The organism is Fibrella arboris (genome assembly GCF_041321095.1).
Taxonomy (GTDB): Bacteria; Bacteroidota; Bacteroidia; order Cytophagales; family Spirosomataceae; genus Fibrella; species Fibrella arboris.
The window spans coordinates 471,738-491,562 of sequence record NZ_JBGGWE010000004.1 but is presented as its reverse complement, the minus strand read 5'-3'; the positions used below and the strand labels follow the sequence as shown (position 1 = coordinate 491,562).

10 protein-coding genes are annotated in these 19,825 nt (G+C 56.0%); 2 read left to right on the top strand and 8 right to left on the bottom strand.

Features of this window, described 5'->3' with window-relative positions; translation table 11 throughout:
- Positions 1-29: 29 nt before the first annotated feature.
- The 3 genes from ACAW75_RS09575 to ACAW75_RS09565 all read right to left on the bottom strand — a co-directional run bounded on the left by ACAW75_RS09575 (position 30) and on the right by ACAW75_RS09565 (position 3,185).
- Positions 30-494: a MarR family winged helix-turn-helix transcriptional regulator gene (locus ACAW75_RS09575; protein WP_370728472.1), complete on the bottom strand. Its 465-nt coding sequence runs from the start codon at positions 492-494 to the stop codon at positions 30-32.
- A 114-nt stretch (positions 495-608) separates the two neighbouring features.
- A complete protein-coding gene (locus ACAW75_RS09570) occupies positions 609-2,597 on the bottom strand; it encodes a BamA/TamA family outer membrane protein (protein WP_370728471.1) in 1,989 nt (662 codons plus the stop codon).
- Positions 2,598-2,669: 72 nt separating this feature from the next.
- On the bottom strand, positions 2,670-3,185 hold the full coding sequence (locus ACAW75_RS09565; RefSeq protein WP_370728470.1) for a GNAT family N-acetyltransferase: 516 nt from the start codon (positions 3,183-3,185) through the stop codon (positions 2,670-2,672).
- Between the two features lie 116 nt (positions 3,186-3,301).
- Between ACAW75_RS09565 and fdhD the strand changes: the two genes are divergently transcribed.
- Positions 3,302-4,156: a formate dehydrogenase accessory sulfurtransferase FdhD gene (gene fdhD, locus ACAW75_RS09560; protein WP_370728469.1), complete on the top strand. Its 855-nt coding sequence runs from the start codon at positions 3,302-3,304 to the stop codon at positions 4,154-4,156.
- Positions 4,157-4,427: 271 nt separating this feature from the next.
- Here the strand turns inward: fdhD and ACAW75_RS09555 are convergent, their stop codons facing one another.
- Positions 4,428-7,268, bottom strand: a complete 2,841-nt coding sequence (locus ACAW75_RS09555; protein WP_370728468.1) for an alpha-amylase family glycosyl hydrolase — start codon at positions 7,266-7,268, stop codon at positions 4,428-4,430.
- A gap of 360 nt (positions 7,269-7,628) precedes the next feature.
- Here ACAW75_RS09555 and ACAW75_RS09550 point away from each other — a divergent pair, with 360 nt between their 5' ends.
- A complete protein-coding gene (locus tag ACAW75_RS09550) occupies positions 7,629-9,491 on the top strand; it encodes a DNA polymerase III subunit gamma/tau (protein WP_370728467.1) in 1,863 nt (620 codons plus the stop codon).
- A 66-nt stretch (positions 9,492-9,557) separates the two neighbouring features.
- Here the strand turns inward: ACAW75_RS09550 and ACAW75_RS09545 are convergent, their stop codons facing one another.
- From ACAW75_RS09545 to ACAW75_RS09530, 4 genes are all read right to left on the bottom strand, one after another.
- Positions 9,558-11,072, bottom strand: a complete 1,515-nt coding sequence (locus tag ACAW75_RS09545) for a tagaturonate reductase (protein WP_370728466.1) — start codon at positions 11,070-11,072, stop codon at positions 9,558-9,560.
- 124 nt (positions 11,073-11,196) lie between these two features.
- Positions 11,197-12,543, bottom strand: coding sequence for an MFS transporter (locus ACAW75_RS09540; RefSeq protein WP_370728465.1), 1,347 nt, complete (start codon positions 12,541-12,543; stop codon positions 11,197-11,199).
- A gap of 99 nt (positions 12,544-12,642) precedes the next feature.
- Entirely contained in the window at positions 12,643-14,430 is a 1,788-nt protein-coding gene (locus tag ACAW75_RS09535; RefSeq protein ID WP_370728464.1) for a hypothetical protein, read from the bottom strand.
- Between the two features lie 9 nt (positions 14,431-14,439).
- On the bottom strand, positions 14,440-19,785 hold the full coding sequence (locus ACAW75_RS09530; RefSeq protein ID WP_370728463.1) for a hypothetical protein: 5,346 nt from the start codon (positions 19,783-19,785) through the stop codon (positions 14,440-14,442).
- Positions 19,786-19,825 lie beyond the last annotated feature (40 nt).

Genomic DNA, 19,825 nt, shown 5'->3' with positions numbered 1-19,825 from the left:
TATACTATATAGTGAATAAAAAATGGTAATTAGTCGCTGGTAGCTACGCTACGAAAATCGTTCAGCAGGGCATTGAGTTCGTCGGCGCTGGTGCCTTCATAGGTGCTGAACTGCGCCTCCCAGGCTTCCTGGGCCTCGTCAATTTTCTTAAGTAAGGCCAATCCTTTTTCCGCAATCAGCACGTCAACGGCACGGCGGTCGCTCGGGCACTCATTGCGGATAACCAGTTTCTTGAGAACGAGTTTATCAACCAAACGGGAAGCATTAGACATCTTGTCCAGCATCCGTTCGGTGATGTCATTAATTCGTACAGGGTTGGGGTGCTGCCCGCGCAGAATGCGGAGCACGTTGTACTGAGGCAAGGTCAGATCAAACGGTTTTAACAACCGCATCTGGCTGTCGCACAGCCAGTTGTTTGTATACATCAGGTTCACAATCAGCCGGTGAAGGGGTGATTTGAACTGAGCCTGCTTAATTTCCTCTTCGATGTTCATACGTGTGGTATCGCCAGGATAAGAGCCGGAAAGGCGTCGCTGTCAATATAATGTAGATACATTAATTACAAGCGTAATTTTGTGGAGATAGTTCACGCCAGCCAAAAAAACAGCTCACTGAAAGGTGGTTACCTGGGGGGAATTGATATCGAAGTCGCGGAGGCGTAGCACGGGCACCCCTTCGAAAGCATAGCGCAGGGCGGCGGCATTGTTGGGCAGATTGGGGTAATAGGCAAACCGGATCTGGAGGCTATTGAAGGTCAGGTTTTCGTTGCGTAGCCGGAAGCCAATGCCGTACCCATGATACAGCGGACCAGCCAGTAGTGATCGTTCGGGATAACTTACCAGCCCCAGGTTGAAGAACGTCAGAAAGGCCACCCGGAACCCGGCGATATTGACCCGCGAAAAAAGAAGATTTTCATAATCGACAATCAGTCGTTTGGTACCAAACAGGCCATCACCGCCGGCGCCAAACAGGTTATTGTTGTTCAGGTTTATAGCCTCATTATTGAACCGGTCGGCCCCCACGGTCAGGTGTGTATTCAGAAAATGACGCATCTGGCCCCATTTTACCCGGTGCAGGGAACTGAAGTAGTTTGTCTCCAGATTGAACACCGACTGCTCGCGCCGACCTTTTCTGAAAAAAGAGCCAGTGTTGAGCAATCCGTAGACGTACCCGACCTTATGAATATACTGCCCCCGCGAAAAGCTGACACCCACATAGTTACGCAGGCCAAGCTCGGCTTCCTCGAACCCGCCAACCAGCGACATCAGGCTGCCGTATGGCACGTCTTCCGTACGGCCAAAGCCGTAAATCAACACGTCGCGAACGTACCTGCGTTGTGAGTAGCCCAGACTGAAAATGGTTGTCCGGCGATTCTGATACAACTGGTTACTGTCAGATGTTACCTCGGGTCGTCGGGTATAATCATAGGCAGTTAATCGGCCAGCTATGACAATGCGGGCCCGGTCGTCGGGATTTTTTACCCGGAAGGGCGACGGAAACGACCGACCGATCCAGATATCGCTGTAGTAATAATAGAGTGGGAAACTAAGGATGCTATCCTGGCGGTCTACTACCCGGTTGTTTAACCAATACCGACCCAATTCAAGTTGTCCGGCCCATTTCGTGTCTGGATTTAGAAATGGTCGATAAATTTTAGCCGAAATGAATTTCTGGTCGCGCAGGAGCACCAGATCGGCTTGCCCGGTCAGAAACGTTTTGCCAATATAGGGAATTTGATAGCGCCCCTGATACTCCGTTTTCTGCCCCGGCAGTGTGGCGTTGTAACTAACCCGGTTGAAAAGTTGATGCCCCAGCCCCCGGAAATTGCGTTGATCCAGGCCAACCTGAAAGTTATTGAACCCACTGAACCCACCATCGGGCAGCAGCGACCAAACGTCCTGCGTAATAACGTAGACATCAACGAACTGTCGGCTGCCGGGGCGGGGCACTACCAAAATACGGACGTCAATAAAGAGGCCAACGTTACGCAGCAGTCGTTCGTTGTCGCGCAGCACGGTGGGGTTCACCCGGTCGCCTTCCTGAAACTGAAGGTATGACCGGCGAATCACGTTTTCGCGGGTGTTCACGTGTAGCCTATTCGCCAGTTTCTCTACCCAGTTGGCCGAATTTCGCGCTGTATCATACACGCTGGCCCCGAATACGCCCAGCCGTTTGATGAAGATCGTACCGATTACCCGTCCTTCATACACTTTATACGGGTTTACTTCGATCTGATTGACTTCGCCAGATGGTCGGCTGTTGTACACATCGCGAAACAGCACGTTGTACAACTCCCTGGTTAAGCGTCCTTTCGACATCCGCTGTTTCAGGCGGGTGTAGCGCACACTATCGCGGACCCGTTCGGCACTGTCGGCCAACATAAGCCCGTAGGGCGTAATCATCGAGTCGAGGGGAATCGGCTGTTTGGCGGTTGGCTGAACCGCTGTTGTGGTGGCCGCGGTGGTAACGGTTACTGGCTGGGTTTGGGTTGTCCGGGTGGTATCTTCCGGTTGCTGCGCCTGTGCACACGTCATGCTGGCAAGCCAGAGCAGCAGGCAGCTCATCAACAGACAGAACGAAAGAGAGGCGCGTATCAATGGACGTATAGGAGAGTTGAATTAGCTGAATAGCTACGTATAGACAGCCAAACAGGATTGACGTTTAATTGGTTATAAACTCTTCCACAGCCAGAAGTCACGCTGCCGCTCACCGGCGAACCAGAATACGTGCCAGCCGAATTGAGTGAAGCCTAGTTTCTTATAAAAAACAAGCGCGGGGGCATTGTGTTCCCAAACGCCCAGCCACACGGCCTGATACCCCTGCTGCCGGGCATAATCCAGGCAGTGCTGCATGAGTTGCCGACCGTATCCGCGCCCAATGTATTCATCGAGCAGGTAGATACGAACGATCTCCAACGCATTACGCACCGGCATCCGACGGGGTGGCGCGTGGGCATGGAGTTTCAGAAAGCCAATCGCTTTTCCCTGCTCATCTTCGGCCAGCCAGAAGGTGGCCCGTTTATTGGCGAACTCCCTGGCGTAGATGGGCGCTGTTACAGCCTCATCAAGGTATTGCTGGATGGGGTTGCCCGGATACTTTTCGGGGCTGAAGGCATCGTAAAGACTCTGTCGGGCAACGGAAACAAGCGTAGGTAGATCGGCCAGGGTGGCCTGTCGAATGGTCATGGCTAAAGATATAAGTTTTTCTATAGTAGAAAGTTTACACCTACTTAAACCTATCAGCTCCCGAAGCTCTTATAGCAATAAGCCTGCTTTTCCGGCTTTTTGCTATAACGCACACGATGATGTCGCTTGTCACCCCAACCACCGTATATCGCTTTTCGGCGGGCGGTATCACCGAAAGCCCTGATCTGCTGGCTGCCGAAGAGCCACTGGAGATCCGGCTGGGCTACGGCCCTGCCAATGACCGGCAGCAGCGGGCACTCGCCGTGACCATGCGAACGCCGGGGCATGACGTGGAACTGGCGCTGGGATTTCTGTTTACGGAAGGGATTGTGCAGTCGCGAGGAGAAATTATGTCGGCCCGTCACTGCTCGCGGGAGGAAGCCGAGAAAGGAAACGTGATCCGCGTTGAGCTTCACCCGGATGTGCAACTTGACTGGGCCAGGCTGGACCGGCACGGCATCACGGCCTCGAACTGTGGCGTCTGCGGAAAAACATCGATCGACGCGATCCGAACAGCTTGCCCAAGGCCGGTGGCGGGTACGTTCCACCTCGACTCAGGTACGTTGCGCACCCTGCCCGATCAGCTACGTACCCGGCAGCAGGCGTTCGCCTACACGGGTGGGCTGCATGCCTCGGCCTTCGTTGATGCCGCCGGTCAGTTGGGATCGGTCCGCGAAGATATTGGCCGCCATAATGCACTCGATAAGCTACTGGGTATTGCGTTCTGGAACGGCAACGTACCTGCGGCGCAACAGGCAGTGCTGGTCAGTGGTCGGGTTGGTTTTGAGCTGGTACAAAAATGCTGGATGGCGGGTGTACCCATGTTGATAGCGCTGGGCGCTCCGTCGAGCCTGGCCGTCGATCTGGCCCGCGAAGCCGGCATCACCCTGGTCGGTTTTCTGAAAGCCGATCGCTTTACCCTTTACACGTACCCGGAGCGGGTATTAGATGCGGAATTGTCAGCACGCTGATTTGGATGGTGCGATCAGCGGAATAAAACAGATTTTCGCAGCTTGTGGACGCGAGCAGCTATTGATTGAAGGCCAGGTACGTACTAGGTCATGTTATCGGTAAGTAGCTACGAATGACTCGAACCAGTCGCGGTGGCCCATTACTACCACAGCGGGGAGATAATCAATCTGGTCGAGCAGGTGCGCTTCTAACAGGCGTTGAATCATGCTTAAAATCCATGTAAATCTTTCGTGAGACAAAAGATTTACATGGATTTTAAGCATGATTTACCTATTCCTTCAGCACCTTCCGTACCTGAGCCCCTTCAGTTGTCTGTACATGTAGCAGATACAGACCGGCAGGCAGCGTCTTCAAACTCACAGACTGCCGAAGCGCTTGGGCCGTTTTCTGCACTGTCAGCGTTTGCTGGGTACGTCCCGACACGCTATTGACAGTCACAGTAACGGGTCCGCGGTAGGCGCTTTCCCAGTCCAGCGTGGCTATATCGGCGGTGGGGTTCGGCGATACTGTGAGGTTAAACAGGGGTTCAGTGGCCAGTACAACGGGAGCGGGCGGCACCAGATTCCAGGGCACAATATTGGCTTCGGGCGTTGGTAATTTGGTAGTTGTCAGAATATGCCACTGACCGGGTTGCATGGTCAGGGCCGTACTGGCCGTGGCATCAATCGACTGGCCGGTAAAGTAATCATACCACGTACCGGTTTTGGGTAGATCGAGCACCACCGTGTTCGCCTGTACGTCGAAGTTGCCAATGATGACCACCGGTTGAGTAGTGTTGTTGAGTACCAGCCGTTTCACCGGTTGATTAGCAATAAACGTATAATCGGTAGTCTGGAAAGCAGGTTGCGTCAGTTTCAGCTTGATCAACTCCTGGTACACGCGGAGCAGCTTGGCCCGGTTGGCGTCGGCAGCATATTCCCACCGAATGGGCTTTGCACCCGTGCGTCCGTTCTGTTCAATAGACACGTCGTAGCCCAGTTCCCCGAACTGCCAGATCAGCTTGGGGCCCGGCACCGGAATAAATAGAGCGGCAGCCAGTTTAGCCCGTTCCAGCGCTGTAGTGATGCTTTTGGTGCTATACGAACCCGACGAAGCACCGTTCTGGGTAAGGTCATACACCATCCGCTCTTCGTCATGACTCTCCATGTAGCCGAGGATATTCGGCGTGTTCCAGCCGCGTAGTTTATACGAGATCCAGTCGAAGTTATCGTCGCGGCCGTTTACCACGCCACGGGCGGCGTAGCGGTAATTGTAGTTGTGGTTGCCCCAGAGCAGCATGCCGTAATTGGCCAGTTCCTTTTCTTCGGTGTTATCGGCAAAGTGCTCCAGAATCACGTAAGCCGATTTGTCGTATACCCGGATCTGGTCGTAAATCCGTTTCCAGATTGCTACCCGGCTGGCGTCATAGGCCCCCCAGGCATCTACATTGTTGGGGTTGTTTTTCTGCGTGAAGCCTTTCGAGAGGTCGAACCGGAACCCGTCCATTCTGTATTCCTGCAGCCAGTACTGATTTACCCGTTGCACCAGCGCCTGCGTAGCCGTACTCTCGTGGTTGAAATCGAAGAACACACTGAATGGGTGCGTGGCGGTCTGGTTGAAATACGGATTATCGGTCGAAGGTTTGGTGCCATCCCAGTACATTTTCACGTATGGAAATTCGTAGTCGGCCTGGTTCAGAACCATGTCGAGGATGACGGCGATGCCATTTTCATGGCATTTGTCGATAAATGCTTTCAGGTCATTTTTTGATCCGTATGCCTTGTCGGGTGCGAAATAGTAAATAGGATTATAGCCCCATGAATCATTGCCCGAGAACTCCATCACGGGCATGATCTCGATGGCGTTGATCCCCAGCTTTTTCAGGTAAGGCAGCGAATCGCCCACGTTCTTGTACTGGCGCGAGGCAATGAAATCACGGACCAGCAACTCGTACACTACCATGTTTTTAGCGTCGGGCCGCGTAAAATTGGTCACCTTCCAGGGGTAGGTCGCCTGTCCGGTTTGCAGCACCGACACGATCTGTCCCTGCGCTTTGGTCGGGAATGCTTTCAGACCGGCGTAGGTAGTGGTCAGGTAAGCGTCGTTGTCCCGGTCAAGAATCTTGTCGCAGTAGGGGTCTCCGGTTGGGATCTGCCCGTCAACAAGGTATTGAAAAGCCAGTTCCTGCCCCGATCGGAGGCCCGTTAAAGCCAGCCAGTACCGCTCTCCATCGGGCGTTTTGTTCATCAGCGAACCCAGGTCGGGCGTCCAGTCGTTTTGTTCGCTCAGCACCAGTACAAACGATTTTTTGGGGGCGTACAAGACTAATGTAGCGCTCGTAGGGTCGGTTGCATTGTAATTGATACCGTCTTTCAAGCCGGGTGGCAGGGTAGCAAGGGTGGGGGTGGGTTTTACGTAAAGCAAAAACGAATCGGAGGCCGTTTCGGAGGCTGTCTGGGCCGTAGCTACCACTTTTCTGATGGTGTTGTTGGTGGTGCCCGTGGGTACGTTCGCCACCAGCGAATCGGCATTCGTGGCCGAAGCTATGGGTACACCGTTGACGCGCAACGTCAGCGTAGCCTTGTCAGACACGTTGGCGCGCACTGATACCGATGTGTTGGGTTCGACTACTAAAAATTTAGCGGTGGGCCGGGCAAACGAGACCGTCAGTTTGGCGTCGTAGACCGGCGTAAAAAAGTCTTCGGTCTGGGCTTTACCGTCGCCGCTTTTTACCACCATGCCCAGCCGCCGGATGGGTGTTCCTACAGGTACGTTATAGTAGGTGCGGGGAACCAGCTTAATTTGCCATTTATCGTTACCCAGCGAGGTCATGGTGCCGGGTGCGTAAGGGGCATTGAAGTTGGTTTGTCCGGTTGGCCCGAATTCAAAGGCGTTGCCCGTTTCGGTTCGGCCTGCGCCAGACCACAGGTACACATCATCTTTTTTGCCGAGCAGCCCTGCCGCCCGACTATCTTTTGCCTGTTTAAGGTCAATAATGATCGTTACCTCACGGTCTGCCGTGGGGAAAGCTGGTTGCGTAGTAACCAGTTGAGCCAATGAAGGGGCGAGGCTGCCAAGCCACAGAATGGTAAATAGCAGACCCTTAGTGCGTTGATAAAGTTTGGTACACATACGTTGTTTTTTTGGATTATCAAAGGTAGGAAACCTGCGTGCGGGGTCAAACGCCCGGGAGCAGATGAGGTGGCCAGGCTGAGCGGTTTAGTAACCGCCGCAAAGCAGGCCTGTTCGAGACATACCCCAAGCGCGCCCGGCCAGCCACAAGGGCATAGGCTGAATAAACCGCTAAAGAAATTCTAGACCCGCGCCGGGGAAAATTATAGCCGTGTTGGTTGCCTGTACCGGGTCAAAACTACGTAGTGTGCCTGCCTGGTGAAAAATTGGCGGCGCTTTCTGGTTGGTGAAAAGAGGAGCGCCTTTGCGTAGTGGACCGATCGGCCTTTGGGGTTCGAGGGCTTTACGCTATCTTTGACTATGGATAATTTTGTGGTTTCGGCCCGTAAATACCGCCCCGCCACCTTTGATACGGTTGTGGGTCAGGGGCATATTACCACCACCCTCAAGAACGCAATCAGGACCAATCAGTTAGCGTCGGCGTTCTTGTTTTGCGGCCCTCGGGGGGTAGGTAAGACCACCTGTGCCCGTATTCTGGCCAAGACGATCAACTGCACCAACCTGACCCCCGACGCAGAAGCCTGCGATCAGTGCGAGTCGTGCGTGAGCTTTAATCAGAGTGCGTCGTTCAACATTCATGAACTTGATGCCGCGTCGAACAACTCGGTTGATGACATTCGGAATCTGATCGATCAGGTACGTTACCCGCCGCAGTCTGGTAAGTACAAGATTTATATCATTGATGAGGTGCACATGCTCTCGGCGGCGGCCTTCAATGCGTTTCTGAAAACGCTGGAAGAACCGCCCACCTACGCCATCTTTATCCTGGCCACGACCGAGAAGCACAAGATTCTGCCCACTATTCTGTCGCGCTGTCAGATCTTTGATTTCAACCGGATCAAGACGGCCGATATGGCGGCTCACCTGGCCAGCATTGCCCAAAAAGAGGGCGTCACGACCGATGCCGACTCGCTGGAACTCATTGCCCAGAAGGCCGATGGTGGCTTGCGCGATGCCTTGTCAATGTTCGATCTGAACGTGACGTTCTCCACAGATCGTACGCTGCGTTACCGGGAAGTGCTTGATAATCTGCACATTCTCGACTACGACTACTATTTCCGGCTAACCGATCTGCTGCTTCAGGGGAACCTGCCACAGACCCTGTTGGTGTTGGATGAAATTTTGCGGAAAGGGTTCGATGCGCACCAGTTTGTGGTCGGACTGAACCGTCATTTCCGCGATCTGCTGGTTTGTAAAGACGCCGCTACCGTAACACTGCTTCAGGTAACCGAGCGGGTGCAGCAACTATACCTGAGTCAGGCTGCGCAGGCTCCCCTCTCATTCCTGCTGTCGGGGCTGAGCGTCGGCGGGCAGTGCGACATGAACTTCAAACAGGCGAAAGACCAGCGGCTGCACGTTGAATTATGCCTGATGAAACTGGCCAGCCTGCGAGACCTGTTGAACTGGGAGGCGCTTCCTGAACCAGCCGTTCCTACTCGTGCGGCGGCTCCGTCGGTACCTGCCCCCAATGGCATCGCGATCAGCCCGGAACAAGGGGCTGAAAAAAAAAACGGCCAACTCCCGCCTGATGGTGTAGAACCAGCAGCCAGCGATAGCCAGCCAGCACCCGTAGCGGCCGAGGTGCCTGCCTTTACCAGTGAACCGGCTGGTAGTTATCAACCAGCTCGGTCGACCGCTGCCCGACCGGCTACTCCGCCCCTGCCTCCGCGCACCGCTGCCCCCGCCACAGGCGCCCCGCTACCGGCAACCAGCCGATTGCGATCAACCGTGGGTATCGGTGCTAAACCGCAGGCAGCCGAAACAGAGGTGGCCGTAACGGTGGGCGAGCGGCCCAGTCAGCCATTCACGGTTGTGGCGTTGCAGGCAGCCTGGAAAGCCTTTGCCGCTCTACGCCGGCAGCAGACCGATAACGCCAGTGAGCAGATCATCCTGAACCGGGATTTTACGCTCGAGGGTACTACCGTTCGGCTGAACCTCGACAATCATATACAGGAAGACCTGTTTACCGGCATGCTGCCCGAGCTACTGGCCCACCTGCGGCAAAACCTGCAAAACTGGCAGATCCAGATCGAGCATGCCGTTGTGATGGTCGAAGTGAAGAAGATGATCTATTCGCCCCAGGATAAGTTCAACTACCTGGCTGAGAAGAACCCGGCACTCCACCAGCTGCGCCAGGCGTTGGGGCTGGAAGTAGACTATTAAGAGTTCAGCCTGTTGCTGCCGCGTGGAGTTACGCCAGCGGCAGCAACAGGCTGACTAGCAGATCATTTAGTTCACGGCGGCTTCAACCCCTTTGGTCAGCATCGTAATCAGGTACGTTGTCACGGCATCAGCGAAGCCGGGGAGGGTGGTCAGGTCAGTTTGCCACAGATTTTTGTCGGATAGGACGGCCGTTACAAAACGGGCAACAGACTGGCTGTCTGCTGGCTGAACCGCCTGCCATTTCTCGTAGAAATACGCGGCCTGGGCATCACGAATGGGGTACACCAACTCGCCGCCAGGAATAAGGATCTCGCCACTATATTCGCCTTCTTCAGTTTGCCGACTGGCGCGCATGAACAGCAGATAAGCGGCAAAACAAAGGGCCATCCGCCTGGGTACGCTACCCGTAGCTTCGGCCATTCGCTGCATGGTGGGTACGTTCCGCACCTGCATTTTAGCCGACTGCTGGAGCGTGATATTGAGCAGGAAGTGTTCATTGAACGGGTTTCTGAACCGATCCAGCACTTCCTGCGCAAACTGCGTAACGGCAGCTTCACCATTATCGCCAGCCATATCGGTTGGTACGCTGGGGGCAATGTCGTTTAGCATCAGGTCACTAACGAGAGGCCCCATCAACGGATGTTTCATGGCATCTTCGACCGTGACGTTACCCAGCAAATAGCTCAGCGGAGTCATAAAGGTATGCGTACCATTGAGCAGGCGTAATTTTCGCTCACGATAGAAACTGATATCTTCGTCGATAACCAGATGGGTGGGGCTGACCTCCGCAAAAGAAAGCACCTTTTTAACCCGGTCGTCCCCTTCGATAGCCCAGAAATAATAGGGTTCAGTGGCCGTGAGCAGGTTGTCGGAATAGCCCGCCTGCTGTTCGAAAAGGGCCGTTGACTCGTCGTCGGGCTTGCCCGTTACAATGCGGTCGACGAGGGAGTTACAGAAGCGAACGTGAAATTTCAGCCATTTCATGAATAGCTTACCCAGTTCATTATGCTGCGCGGTGCGTTCCACGGCCTCGCGTAGACGCAGGCCATTATCGGGGAGTAGTTCGGTTGGTACCACCACCAGGCCCATTTTACGGGAGCCACCTGCGCCTTTGAAGCGTTCGTAAAGAAAGGCGGTCAGTTTGGCTGGAAATGATTTCGGCGGTGCCTGAAAAATGCTTTCCTCAACATACTGCAACCCCACTTCGGTTGTGTTGGAGACCACGACCTGTAGCGAGGGTTTACGGGCTAACGCCAGAATGTCTTCCCACTGCGTTTGAGCCGCCAGCACGCGACTGATCGCCGTCACGACGGTTTGTTCATCAACATTTTTGCCGTTCTGGATACCCCGCACCCAGACCGAATAGCGGTTGTCTTGCTGGGCGAATTCACTCACATCGCTCCCCGTCGATTTCACGACGACAACTGACCCGTTGAACGTATTCTGTTTGTTTGCTTTATCAATTAGAAAATCGACCAGGCCACGTAGTAAAACGCCGGTGCCAAATTGAAGAACACGTTCAGGTAGTTCGGCAGCAGGGGCCCCGACGGCCGAGAGGACAGAAGATGGGAGTTGATTCATGGGGCAAAATAAAAGGTGGCGGCTTAGACAGGTACGGACAACCGCGATTTATTGGTAAAAATAAGCTTACGGCAGTTACCAGCATGCATACCGTACTGATTGATCGGGAATTGAGACGTAAGTATTATCGGGCAATCGTAAAATCGGGCGATAGTTCGGCGGCTGATACGGGTTCGAGGCGGGGGAGCACCAGATGGATCAGCAGCAGGGCCAGTAAATAGGTGCTGCCCGCCATAATGAATAACGGCTGGTAGCCCAGTGTGTTAATGATGTCGCCCGAATAACGAGCCAGCAGAATACCGCCGACTGCACCGAACATACTGCCAATACTGGTGACGGAGGCCGTCACATTTTTGGGGAACAGGTCCGATGCAAAGGTATAGATATTGGCCGCCCAACCCTGGTGCGCGGCCGTGGCCATTGAGATCAGTGCGATGGCGACGATCAGGCTATCCGTCTTGGCGGCATACATGATCGGAACTACACAAAGGGCACAGATCAGCATGGTGGTTTTACGGGCCCGGTTGGCCGACCAGCCGCGGTTCATGAGTTGGGTACTGAGCCAGCCAAAGAAAATGCTGCCAGCGTCGGAGACAACGTAAATGATCAGGAAGGGCACGCCAAACGATTTAAGATCCAGCTTCTGGTCGAGGGCGTCGTTGGAATTGAAAAAATCGGGGAGCCAGGCCATGTAGAACCACCAGATTGGATCGGCGAGGAACTTACCAATGGCGTAGGCCCAGGTCTGTTTATAGGAAAGCAGCCGAAGCCACGACACGCGCAACGGTGGCTCACTAATGGCTTCACGCCGAATATACGCCAGCTCAGCCGGAGAGACACGGCGATTTTTGTGGGGTTTGGTATAGGTAAACCACCAGAGGATCAGCAACCCAAAACCCAGCACACCCGTTGCCAGAAACGAGCTCCGCCAGCCAAAATTCAGGATCAGGTAGGGAACCAGCAGGGCCGTGAGGATAATGCCCACGTTGGTGCCGGCGTTGAAGATGCCATTGGCATACGACCGCTCACGCCGTGGAAACCACTCAGACACCGTTTTGATGGCTGCCGGGAAATTAGCGGCTTCTCCCAGGCCCAGCGTGACGCGCGCCAGCGTTAAACCCGATAGGCTCTGCACCAGCGACGTACCTACGGCGGCTACGCTCCAGGTTATAATGCCGAGCGAAAATCCGCGCCGGGTGCCGATCCGGTCAATGAGCCAGCCCATCAGCAGAAACCCAATCGCATACGCAAATTTGAACGCCGAGTCGACCTTGCTATACTCGACCCGAAACTGATCGATGCGCTCCTGCGTGAGTATGTCAGTGGTGGCCATACCCAACATTTCCTTCCGGAAAAGCTCATCCGTCATGGTGAAAGACAGCACCTGCCGATCGATATAATTGATGGTTGTTGCCACGAACAGCAACGCTACCATTCGCCAGCGAAATGTTCCGGGAGAGGAGAGATTCATGCCGTCGAAAGCAGCCCGGCAACCCGATTTACTTTGTAGCCGGTAAGTTCAGCGGCAGGGTTCAACGTTCAATACATAAAGTCCAAGATCGGCCGCCGGTTAGCTTACCTGATCGAATTGCAGGCCGCTCGATCCTTCGCCCCGACCCGCTTCTTTACGCTTCGCCACCCAGGTAAATACCCGGCCATTGTACCAGCGTGTACGGTTAAATTGTCGTTTCACGATAGCCCCGGCGCGGGGCACCTCTTCTTCATTGACTCGTAAGGGCTTGTCGGCGCTGGCAGGCTCCAGCAGCGAGGTCCGCGACTGAACCAGTGTATCACCATAGTGGGCAATAAATTCGGGCATGGCTGCTTTCTGCAGGCGGATCTGTGGCGAACCCGGATTGATATTGACGGGGATGAAGGGTATCCAGTTGCGCGGTACCGTGGTGCCAAGCTGGTAGGTAAGCAGTGGGGCGGGGGGAGTGCCCTCTGCGGGGGCGGGCCCGGGCGGGTCGGCTGGGATAGCCTTACTACGCTGTAGGTACGCCAGCAGCTGATTGGCCGATTCGTAGCCGTCTTCACCGGTAGCCATCTCCGTCGAGAGGGTCTGTTCGATGCCCCATACCAGGTTCGCCATTTCATCGCGCAGGAAATGAACTTCTTCCAGTGGGGCGCCATCCATCGTTTTGATCGTGGCGGGCGGTACAAGCAGCCGGGTATCGGCGGTATCGTGCTGAGCCAGGGTTGTCAGGTTGAACATCGACCACCGCTGCCAGTCGTCATCGAGGCCACGGCCCGCCGGACGTACCCACGTTTGCAGACCAAACACGTCGGTTACCAGTACACCATCCAGCCGGGTGAACGTACCTACGGGCAACTCGCAGGGAACCAGATGCCAGTCATTGCTGAACAACAGGGCAAACTCGGCAAAGAGGAGCGTGGCCAGATCGGAGGTCTGGGTGTTGAGCTTGCCAAGGTTGGTGACGCTATCTTCAAAGGACCACCAGCGGCGATGGGGCATACCGTAATAGTGAACAGGCGTTGGAATATAGGCCTGTACGCTGCGCTCTGTGGCTGGCATCAGCCCATCAAACTGCGACGCCCCCCGGTCAAACGAATACCAGTCGAGGTGTCCCTGATGGTATTGTTCCGCTTCGAGCGAAACCAGGCTGTCTGTTTCGTTGATTGTCACCCCAAACTGGTACTCAAGCCGTTCCTGCTTCCAGGCGTCGCCCGAAGCCTTATCGGGTTGACTGTAAACCCGGTCAAACAACTGTTGGAGTTGCTGGCCCAGGACCATCAGTGCCGAACGGTCGGGGGCAGGCAAGCCGGTGAGCCAGGTGGCGTGGGAGCCATCGCTTATGGCGTTGAGCAGCGTTTCCCCGTTCGGGACGCGTTTATCGGTCAAACTGAGCCAGGCTACCGTATCTGTCTGGCTGGCACGAAGATCGTTGGCCAACACCCCCACTGGCTTAATGAACGGACACCTCACCAGATAAATCGAGTCGATGTATGGCTGTAACCCTTCGGTCCGCAACAGGCGAATCCAGGTTTTGCCCAGTTGCAGCTGGGTAAATAAATCGAACCGGATGGCTTCCTGTTCAACCTGCACTTCCAGCGGTACATTGTCTGAGTACGGTGTAGGTGGGCCACTACCACCCACATAGTGCTGAATGCGCGACGAATCGGTAACAAAGCGGGCTTCCACAGCCGTACCGGCATCTTCCCCTTCGAATTCGCCCATTTGCCACTGCCGACACAGCATCCAGAGCGGGTCGCGCACTTCGGCCCGCAGGCTGCGCGAAAAATCTGTGTCGCGGGGGCGACCTTCCAGCCGGTTCCAGGCTGTAATGCTGGGTTTAAACGCCCAGTTGGCTGCTTCGGAAAAGATAAGAGGTGGCATGGCTGCTGGTTAAACGTTGCGAGTGGTGTACAACCGGTCGTACTGAAGCGAGATGCTGGTATCTGGTGCTGAGCCCTGAGCCGTAATGGTGGCGGGTAAGAGCTGACCCAGATTTGAGTGGGCAGCAATATGGTCTGGCTCTACAGCGCGGCGCTTGGCCTGCTCGAGTGTGCTGTTCAGAATAGCCACCAGGTTGTCCCACGACCAGTTACCGACAAGGGTAGGCGACACCGCCAGCAACCAGCACTGTGGCGACTCGGCATTGGGTTGGTTGTAATTGACGGCTACGCCCGTTGTGGTTTTTTTCGTCGGGATCACCTCAGTCCATTCGTCAAGCAGGAAGCCGCACTGGGGTGTGCCGAAGGCCGGCGCAACGGCCGGATTCATCAGGACGATGGAGAGGTAGTCGCGATCGAGCTGAAACGGAATGGTCTGGGTCGAATCGGCCGGGTCAGGTATGTTCTCCGGCATGTCGAGCCCAACCCAGTAAGGCTGATTGAGGTAGGGGAGTTGTATAACCGCGAGCGACGTACCTGACGGATCACTGTCGAGTTCAGCCGCCAGCTTCACGCGTTCCAATTGCCCTATCTGTGGTCTCACCCGGCCTACGCCCTGTAGCCATTCTTCCAGGATCAACAGCTGGCTGGCCGCTGTACTAAGGGTGGGCAGCTCGGCCAGTAGCTGCGTTCGTTTATAGGTCATCGTTTTGGCCTGATTCTGGAACGCGACCTGCACTTCCGGGGCATTTTCGAGCGAAAATCGGGGCAGAATACTGGTTGCGCCCAGCCCTGCTTCAAACGCCTGCGTCAGTAATGGCAACTGGGCGTCGACAGACAGGCCGGGCTGGCTGGCACTGGTTAGTGCGCTCGTCATCCGGGCAATCTTAGTGGCCAGTTTATTCCTCACGGTTAACAGTTGCGTCAGAAAAAGGAACGTGGCACTGCTGCGTGGGCTACCATACAACTGGCTGGCAAATAGTTTGGTCAGGTCGGTTTGCGCGTCCGCATAGTTAAAATCCTGATCAACGCTGGCGTTGGTGAACGTAACGGGCTGATCGGGGTATGCTTCCGGTAAGTCGCTATCGGCGGTCTGTTTCAGCAGGGTTTCCCAGGCCAGCTGATTGGCCACAATCAGGTTGCGCAGATTGACCAGGCGGCTGGCTGGCGGGTCATTAGCCATGATGTTGTCTGCTGCGGCTATAGCGGTATTGATTGCCGTTTGCTGCGCCTGAAGCGCTGCCAGCAACGTAGTGGCACGGCCAAGCAAGTCTGCCAGGTTAACGTTGCCAATGTTCTGCTGATCGCCCGGTTTGCTTTCTCCCGGTACACGGTAATCCATCGCTGTCAACGGTCGGCCCTTCCGAATCAACTGCTGAACATGGCGGAGCAGTGGTAATACAGCGCCGAACGGGGTAGAACCTGCTGTAATGACCGGCGCATCGGGCAGGACCTGCACACGCTGATTGGGGTTTACGGGATGGGTACGTCGGTATTCATACAGCACCCGCCGAACTAGCTCAGCCTGCTGATTCTCGATCAGGTTTACGAGATCGACTGGAAAGAGGTTCAGGGCGGAATAGGCAATTTCGGCCAGTTCAGAGGCTGTGGCTTCGCCTGCCGCATTGTAGGTTGTTTTCTCGACAATGAACAACGTGGTGCCTAGCTGGGAGGCTAACAGATCGGTCAGCCACTGGTTCAAGGCTGGCTCGGCCAAAACGCGTGGGCTGGCGTTTGCTGGCGGCGCGGCCGTGGGGTCGAGAGAGAGCACGACACGGCTGGTGATGGCGTGGCCGTTTCGGGGTGTCTGTACCAGATCAGGAATGGCCGGATTCTGCCCCTCCTGAATGGCTTTCAACGATGACCCCGCCGTTAGTTGATTGCCCTGCACAAACTGATGAACGCTCTCAGCCAGCATCAGGTCCGCCGCTGCGTCCATGGCATTGCGCACAGCATCAATGGCCGCCACGATACCCTGACCGTCTGAACTACCGGCGGCAGGCAGGCCAGACTGGCCATACGGATACGGCGTCGGTTCATTGGCCAGCGCATAGCCATCCACTACATTACGGGCCGACACCGCCTCGATAGACTGACCGGCAGGCGTATCCATTTCTTTCACCTTGAACGGGAACCGTTCGCGAAAGGCATAGATGTACACGTCGAGGTTGGCGTCGTGCAGGCTTCGTTCAAACTGGTAGCCCAGCAGGGCGGCCAGTTCCTGGCCTTTCCGAATTCCTTCGATAAACCAGAGCGCCTGCCGCACCCGCGACGACGAGAGGTTGATCGCCAGCCGCTCCTGTTCGCCGGCCGTTCGGTTGGCGTAGGCCAGATACCCACTGCGCAACAGCGCGGCGGTAACAGCCTGCGGCAGCGAGGGGGCATGAATGAACGAGCCATCGTGCGCAGCTTCCAGTACCTGACCGGTCACCTGCAGTTCGGCAGGAAACGCAGTGAGGGCCACGGGTCGCGCCGGGGCCGGCTTAATGTTTTCCAGCCAGCCAAAGGCCCCCAGGTAAATTCCCTTGGAGTGTCCGTTATTCTCCTGCTGGTTCGGCCGGCGATAGTCGTAGCGAAGGTAGTTCAGCCGTTTTTGCAGGAGCCCGTTGCGCCAGCCATCCAGCCGATAGCTACAGAGGTCAATGTGTTCGGCCAGAAGGCGCTCCAGTCGGGCGGTAGGCAGTTTCTCCAGTGTAGCCAGGGCTTCTTTTACCAGGTGGAGGTTTGAATCCCGCACGATGGGCAACTGCGCCCGCTGGCTCAGGTACGTTGCCATTGTCTGGTTGGTAATGCCCAACTGGGGAATGTTACCCATGTCGGCCAGCAGGTAATCCGGTTTTGTCCACTGGCGTATTTCCTGGTTGCCGGCAGGCGACGCGGCCACCTGGCGTAGCTCTACGTCGCGCCGGGCCGGCCGGTCTACAACCGCATAGTCCTCGAACAGCTTCATGGCTGTGTCCCAGAACGATTGCTCGGTCGCATGCTTCAACAGGGCATAGAGCAACGTATTGGGCGCTTTCACCAGTTCGCCCTGTTCGTTCAGGATCGCATCGGCCTGTATAGCGCTGAGCGGACTGTGCCGAAGCCACTCCAGGTAGTTGGGTCCGGCGGTGCCGTCGGCTTTGTTAAACAGGGGCTGCACGGCATTTTGCTCCGAGAGGGGCAGCGAGTCAATCAGCGGCACGCTTTTCAACGGGATGGCCGGGTGCGCAAAGGTCTTGCTCAGCAAGGCAGGTTCGGCGGAGATGCCCAGTTGGTCGAGAAGCGTAGCCGCACGTGTTTTCCAGCGTTCCATTTCCTCCGCCGACACATCGCGACCCAGCAGGATGTATACGAAACTTCGGATGAACTGGCGGCCATACAGCCACCGCTGCCCGTAGGTGACCGAGGCCGGTTGCAAACCCAGCAGGTCCAGCAATTGCTGATTACTGGTCAGCGACTGCCCGGCCTGACCCGCGTGTGACGCGTAGGCGGTAAGGCCGCCCCAACGGCGATCGAAAAACTGGATGAGGCTCACCAGTTTTTCGTAGAAAGGCACGGCGAACTGTCGCCCTTCGTGCATCTCATCGTTGGTCCATTGCCAGCGCTCCAGGGCTGTGGTGGGCAGAACGCCGTAAGGCTGCCGGCCAACGCGCAGGACGGGAAGGCTACCCCGTGCGCTCACGTGCTGCGTAAAAAATTGATATATTCGGTGCTGGTCGGCCCGCGATACCAGCGGGTCCATCATTTCGTCGAAGTAATAGGCCAGTGTGGCGTTATACAGCGCTACGTTCATGGCCTGTGCTTCGGCCAGTTCAACGTCGCTGCTGTGGGCAATATGCTGGAAAACGCTCGATCTGATACCCAGGTAATCGGCCATGCGCTGCCCGTTTGGCCGCTGGTAGAACGCAGCGGTTGGCTGGTCGGTGAAGAGGGGGCCGCTGCGTTCGAGAACAAAACTGTCGCTGGCGGCCAGCTCGCCACCAGGCCCGGCATCCTGAGCTTCCGTGTTGTTTGTGGGCGTTCCCTGTGGTACAAAACTCAGACCCGTTTGCCCATAGTGGTGGTTATCGAATAACTTTTCGAGCAATACAGGGCCATTTTCCCGTCCATCAACGGCATTGATGCCAACGACCAGCAGCCTGGTGAGCCCCAACGTGGTGACCTGCCTGAGAATGACGTCTGCCAGCTCCTGGGTACTGTTCTGCTCGTTCACCACCGTTTGGGTAATGGCTTCCTGAAGGTTGATCCGTAGCCCAAGGCCCCTATCAACGGCCGCGTCGAAGTCTTTCATCCAGGCCAGTTCGCCCTCGAAGTGCAGTTTTCCATCGGCGGCCCGGCTGATACTGCCGTCGAGCGGATCGACGTTTGGCGACAGCCAGATGCGGTCGGGTATGGCTCGGCCCGTTACGTCAAACACTTTGCGCTGATCCCGATACCCGATCACCACAAACTGATCGGGCAGTACGTCGGCATAACTGGCATGTTGCCCTTCCTGACCGGTTGGCACAGCGGGCTGGGCCAGAACAACCACGCTGGCAAATTCGTCGGCCGGTGCTTTGTCCTGAAGGCTGTCCCATCTGGCTGGTTTCGTGGCGGTACTCACTGTTGCCGCCCGACTGGTGCCCACAGCTGCGTCAAGGGTTGCCTGTGCCTGATCAGGTACGTTGCCCAACCAGCGACTGCGCCAATAAACCTTCCCGGCCCGTATGTCAGGGGCGGTAAACCCGAGGGCCAGCAACGCGGGATCGGTAGGGAACTGGAAAATGGCGTCGTCGACCTGCCCGATGTTTGCCGGTTCGGTCGTATGCACGATCCAGGCGGCCCGACGGGAGCCAAACCCCCCAACGAGGGCTGTCCAGGCGCCAAGCTTTTCAGCGTCGGTGTTTGCCTTCCAGGTTTCAAACCAGAACGTGTTGGCGGCGGCAGTTTCCGCCTCGGTGAGGTCGGGGTTATGTTGCACAACCGTTGCTTCGTCGGGGTATATACGTACCCAGAGTTCGGCGTCACTCAGTTGTTGAACGGGTGAAAACCGTGTTTCTACCCGAACCGGGAAAAGCAGAATGGGGAGGTGGTCGTCCCAGGAGCGGATGTATTGCTGCGGGGTTTTGTACCGTTGTACCAGTTTGTCCAGACCGTTGATGGCCTTTGTGCGAGCCTGAATGTAGCCTTCTTCTGCCTTCGCAAGCTGAGCCCGTAGGCGCTCGCGCTGCTGATTGAGCTGTTGCTGCCGCTCCTGATTGCCTAGCCGGGCTGCTTGCTCGGCGGCTTTGTCGAGCTGTTGCTGGTCGCGTTGAAATTGGGCCAGCCGGGCTACTAGCTGGTTCTTTTCGTCACGAATTTGCCGCAGGTCAGCGCGGTCTTTGTCGAAGGCGTCCATTGGGTAGAACAGGAACGGGTTACGAAGAGTGACTAGGGGA